General features: G+C 41.1%; 5 protein-coding genes and 1 pseudogene. 5 read left to right on the forward strand and 1 reads right to left on the reverse strand.

Going from position 1 to position 5709, the window contains the following annotated elements:
- The 5 genes from BW976_RS28780 to rfbD form a co-directional block, all read left to right on the forward strand.
- The coding region (locus tag BW976_RS28780) for a GDP-mannose 4,6-dehydratase (RefSeq protein ID WP_139332465.1) at positions 1-617 on the forward strand (617 nt) is incomplete at its 5' end.
- 204 nt (positions 618-821) lie between these two features.
- Complete coding sequence (locus BW976_RS28785) at positions 822-2231, forward strand: UDP-glucose 6-dehydrogenase (protein WP_076379142.1); 1410 nt, start codon at positions 822-824, stop codon at positions 2229-2231.
- A gap of 131 nt (positions 2232-2362) precedes the next feature.
- Positions 2363-3448, forward strand: coding sequence for a mannose-1-phosphate guanylyltransferase (locus BW976_RS28790; RefSeq protein WP_076373170.1), 1086 nt, complete (start codon positions 2363-2365; stop codon positions 3446-3448).
- Between the two features lie 97 nt (positions 3449-3545).
- Positions 3546-4100 carry a dTDP-4-dehydrorhamnose 3,5-epimerase gene (rfbC, locus tag BW976_RS28795; RefSeq protein ID WP_076379144.1) on the forward strand — a complete coding sequence of 185 codons (555 nt, stop codon included), beginning with the start codon at positions 3546-3548 and terminating at the stop codon, positions 4098-4100.
- A gap of 33 nt (positions 4101-4133) precedes the next feature.
- Entirely contained in the window at positions 4134-5000 is an 867-nt protein-coding gene (gene rfbD, locus BW976_RS28800; protein ID WP_076379146.1) for a dTDP-4-dehydrorhamnose reductase, read from the forward strand.
- Between the two features lie 371 nt (positions 5001-5371).
- On the opposite strand, the pseudogene BW976_RS29670 reads toward rfbD, so the two are convergent.
- Positions 5372-5709: pseudogene (locus BW976_RS29670) on the reverse strand (hypothetical protein); the annotation flags it as partial.

The raw sequence follows: 5709 nt of genomic DNA on the forward strand, positions 1-5709 counted from the left end.
TTTATGGCGATCCAAATGTAAACCCTCAGCCAGAAGAATATTGGGGCAATGTAAACCCAGTTGGGCCACGGGGCGTTTATGACGAAGCTAAACGTTTCCAGGAAGCCATTACCATGGCTTATCATACCTTTCACGGACTGGAAACCCGTATTGTACGGATATTCAACACTTATGGCCCGCGTATGCGGCTAAATGACGGGCGTGTATTACCCGCCTTTATTGGCCAGGCTTTAAGGGGCGAATCATTAACTATGTTTGGCGATGGTTCACAAACCCGCTCATTTTGTTATGTGGACGACCTGGTTGAAGGCATCTACCGTCTGCTGCACAGTGATTATGCACAGCCGGTGAACATCGGTAACCCCGATGAGATCACGATAAAACAGTTTGGCGAAGAGATCATCAAGCTAACCGGTACCGATCAAAAACTCATCAGCCTGCCGTTGCCGGTTGATGACCCTAAACAACGCCGGCCCGATATTACCAAGGCCAAAGCCATTTTAGGCTGGGAGCCTAAAGTATCCCGAAGCGAAGGCTTAAAGATCACTTTAGATTATTTTAAATCCCTACCCGAAAAAGAAATAAACCACAAGGATTTTGCATACTATAATAAATAACATTAACACGTGTTCTGTATTTGAATAAAGCAGGACATATCTTATTGTTAACAGATTATATCAAATTCTATTTTTGAATCAGATACCTATAAAGAGATCAACTTAACTAAAGAAAAAAGGTAATTGCCAATTGTTTATCAAGTTATTTAAGCAATAGTCGTTATCTTTCGGTTAGCTATGAATATTTAATAGTCAATTTTACAGATGGAAAATATTACAAAAATTTGCTGCATAGGTGCAGGATATGTGGGTGGCCCCACAATGGCTATGATAGCCAAAAAATGCCCTCATATTCAAGTTACGGTAGTTGACTTGAATGAAGCCCGTATTAAAGCCTGGAATGATGAAGATGTAAATAATATCCCAGTTTATGAGCCCGGTTTGAGTGATGTTGTTGCTGAAGCACGCGGACGAAATTTGTTTTTTTCTACAGAAGTAGATAAAGCAATAGATGAGGCGCAGATGATATTTATATCAGTTAATACGCCAACCAAAACGTATGGTGCTGGAAAAGGACAGGCCGCTGATCTTAAATGGATAGAACTTTGCGCAAGGCAAATTGCAAATATTTCAAAAGATAATAAGATTATTGTCGAAAAATCAACTCTTCCAGTAAGAACCGCGAGTGCAATAAAGGATATTCTTACGCACACAGGTAACGGAGTTCAGTTTCAGATACTATCAAATCCTGAATTTTTGGCTGAAGGAACTGCTGTTGAAGATCTTGATGCTCCTGATCGCGTGTTAATAGGCGGCGATAACACTCCGGAAGGTAAGGTAGCAGTACAGGCTTTAGTTGATATTTATGCCAACTGGGTTCCTAAAGAACGGATATTGACCACCAATGTCTGGTCGTCAGAATTGTCAAAACTAACTGCCAATGCTTTTTTGGCTCAGCGGGTTTCTTCCATTAATTCACTTACTGAAATTTGTGAGCAAACAGAAGCTGATATCAATGAGGTTGCGAAAGCTATTGGTACCGACAGTAGGATTGGACCTAAATTTTTGAAAGCTTCTGTAGGCTTTGGTGGTTCATGTTTTCAGAAAGATATTTTAAACCTGGTCTATATAGCCCGGAGTTATGGCTTACAGGAGGTTGCTGACTACTGGGAGCAGGTTATTATTATGAATGATCATCAGAAGAGGCGTTTCGCAAATCAGATCATCAAGAATTTATATAATACTGTTAACGGTAAAAAGATTGCTTTTTTTGGATGGGCATTTAAAAAGGACACAAATGATACCAGAGAATCTGCCGCTATTTATGTTGCCGATCATTTATTGAATGAGCAAGCCCATATTTCTGTATATGACCCAAAGGTTCCAGAAAATCAGGTGTATGCTGATTTGGATTATTTAAATACCCGGGAAGCTGAAGAAAACAAAGCAGGAGTTCAGGTTATTACAGACCCTTACGAGGCCTGCAAAGGTTCGCATGCCATAGCTGTTTTAACAGAGTGGGATGAATTTAAAGGGTACGACTGGCAAAGGATCTACGACAATATGTTAAAACCCGCTAAAATATTTGATGGAAGGAATTTACTTGACGCTGATAAATTAAGGGCTATAGGGTTCCAGGTACGATCAATAGGAACTAATGTTTTAGATAAGTGATCTATATCATCTGAAGAAGTTTAAGTTTACCGGCAGTTACGAAATTCGTAACTGCTTTTTTATTCTGTATTTTTGGTTCTGCTATTTGTACTTAGCATTATATTACATGTTATTAACCCACCTACTACCACATGAATAAAAACAATTATGCGATCATCATGGCAGGCGGCATCGGGAGCCGATTTTGGCCGATAAGCCGTTCATCGCATCCTAAACAATTTATAGATATCCTGGGAACGGGTAAAACCCTGATCCAAAACACCTATGAACGTTTTCTGAAAGTATGCCCCCAAGAAAACATTTATGTAGTAACCAACGAGAATTATACCAAACTGGTAAAACAGCAGCTACCGGACATGGCCGATGGCCAGATACTAACGGAACCGGTAATGCGCAATACCGCACCTTGCGTGGCTTATGGCTGCTTCAAGATTGAAAGCCTGAACCCGGAAGCGGTAATCGTGGTAGCTCCTTCAGATCAGCAAATCCTGGATGAGGAGGCATTTGTAAATGCTATTGAGAAATCATTGCAAACAGCGGCATCAACAGATAGTTTGATCACCCTGGGTATCAAACCATCGCGCCCGGATACAGGTTATGGGTATATCCAGTATACCGATCTGGCCATTAACCAGGATTTTCATAAAGTAAAAACATTTACCGAGAAGCCCACGCTGGAAATAGCCAAGACATTTATCCAGAGCGGTGATTTTTTATGGAACGCAGGCATCTTTGTGTGGTCGGCACGGGCTATTGTCAAAGCTTTTGGTCGTCATTTGCCCGAGATGCATGAGATTTTTGCAGAGGCCAAACCAGTGTATAATACCGAAGAGGAAAAGAGCTATATACATAAAGCCTACCAGCAATGTATTAATATCTCGATCGATTACGGGATTATGGAAAAGGCGGATAATGTATATGTACTGCCCTCGGCCTTTGGCTGGAGTGATCTGGGTACCTGGGCCTCCATCTATGACCTGGCGGAGAAGGATTATGTAGGCAACGCGGTGATTCCATCAGAAAAGGTGATCATGTATGATTCTTCCAACTGTATGGTGAATGTACCAGGCGAAAAACTGGTGATACTACAGGGCCTGCATGATTTTATTGTGGTAGAATCCAACAACACGCTGCTGATCTGTCCGCGTGATCAGGAACAGAATGTAAAACAGGTGGTGGCCGATGTGAAAGCCAAGTTTGGTACTAAGTATATCTAACATGCATTTTTATTCATTTTTGAATAATACACCACAACTTTAATAATATGTAATAGTTTTGCGTATCCGGTTTTATCGACGAAAACATTAATAATATATGACTATCACTCCAACCCCGATTGAGGGGCTTATTGTTTTGACCCCACGTATTTTTAACGATGACAGGGGCTATTTTTTCGAATCATTTAATGAGAGAACTTTTAGTGATGCGATAGGTTCACAGATTCAATTTGTGCAGGATAATGAATCGTTTTCAACAAAAGGGGTATTACGCGGCCTGCATCTACAAAAAGGAGAACATGCACAGGCAAAACTGGTAAGAGTAACACAAGGAGAAGTACTGGATGTAGCTGTTGATTTGCGTGAAAAATCGGCAACTTACGGCCAATATTATGGTGTATTGTTAACGGCAGATAATCATAAACAGTTTTTCATTCCTAAAGGTTTTGCACACGGATTTGTGGTATTAAGTGATACCGCCATTTTCCAGTACAAATGTGATAACTATTATAACACAAAGGCCGAAGGCGGTTTAAACTATGCCGATCCTGCTTTAAATATTAACTGGCAGTTGAGCGAGGATCAATTGATAGTTGCGGATAAAGACAAGGAATTGCCCTTTTTGAAAGATGTTACCGATCTCGGGTTTTAATAATAAACATCAATTTAGATAAATACAGCTATTATGCAAAACATTGTGGTTTTTGGAGCCTCCGGTCAACTAGGGCAATGCCTCAAAAAAGTTTCGGCCGAAAAAAATATAAGTTCCATTATTTTCCCTCCTGAAACAGAAGCCAATATCCTGGATACCGATGCCATATCAAAGGTATTTGAACAATACAAACCGGCCTATGTAATTAACTGTGCCGCCTATACTGCGGTTGATAAGGCCGAGGATGATGTAGAAATGGCCCGTAAAATAAACAAAACAGGGGCGGCTAACCTGGCACAAGCATGTAAGCAATATAATGCCGTACTGGTGCATACCTCAACAGATTTTGTTTTTAAGGGTGATAAACCTTACCCGCTTATTGAAACGGATGCAGCTGATCCTATAAGTGTATACGGACTTACTAAATTAGAGGGTGAGCAGGATGTGGTAGGTATTTTGCCACAGCACTTCATTATACGTACCAGCTGGTTATATTCTGAGTACGGCAATAATTTTGTGAAAACCATGCTCAAGTTAGGTGCCGAACGCGATGAACTGAAAATTATAGCCGACCAGGTAGGTACACCTACGTATGCCATTGACCTGGCTGCTGCTATATTGGATATCATCACCTCGGGCAGCGAAGAATTTGGAATTTATCATTACAGTAACGAAGGGGTAACCTCCTGGTATGATTTTGCAAAAGGGATATTTGATCTGTCAGCAACCCAGGTGAAAGCCTATCCGATACGTACCAGCGAATACCCAACGCGGGCCACTCGCCCAGCATTTTCAGTAATGGACAAAGCAAAGATCAAAACTACTTTTAATATCCAGATACCTTATTGGCGCGATAGCCTGATAACCTGTTTAGAAAGACTTAGCCCCCCAGCCCCCTGAAGGGGGAGCTTTCTGATGTGCATCATTAAAAAACAAAGCCCTGTTTCTTTTGAGAAACAAGGCTTTGTTTTTTTAAATAGGTGTCCCATTTTGTTAGAAAAGTGGGTTTACATGGTTTACACTTTTTATGGTTTATACTTATTTAAGTAATTGATAACCAATTAATTACTTTTTATTTTGTCATAAAAAACGGTTTACAGTGTAAACCATGTTTTTGGGATAAAAAATGTCATTTTTAATTCCCTCCCCATGGAAGAGTAATAGCCGATGATAAGACATTTGCCAAAAAAGGCTGTCATGCTGAGCACCGTCGAAGCATGGTGGGCAGGCCTACGCACGCCCTTCGACGGTGCTACCCATGACATACTTAATTAAGCAGGTACAAGTTTCATATCTAATTCGAGGGCTAACTTTTCTAAGCGCTTCTTTTTCTGCTGGATAAGGATCGTTTGATAGGCCTCCATACCTCTTTCAACGAACTCGTTTCCCTTGACGATCAGGCGCCAATATTGAGCGGCAAGTTTTCTTGCAGTAGCCTTTATGGCGACTGCCGGCCCTTTACGTCCCCTTAGCCGCCTGGCAAACGCACCCCAGCCAATGTATTTGCTGTTCAGCAAGCCCTGGGCCATTTGTTTGAAGATCTGACCGACGGCAGGTTTACCCTTACTTTTACTTTTGTTCTTCTTGCCTGAACTGTTTTGCCCCGGTG

Source organism: Mucilaginibacter lappiensis (assembly GCF_900155965.1).
GTDB lineage: Bacteria > Bacteroidota > Bacteroidia > Sphingobacteriales > Sphingobacteriaceae > Mucilaginibacter > Mucilaginibacter lappiensis.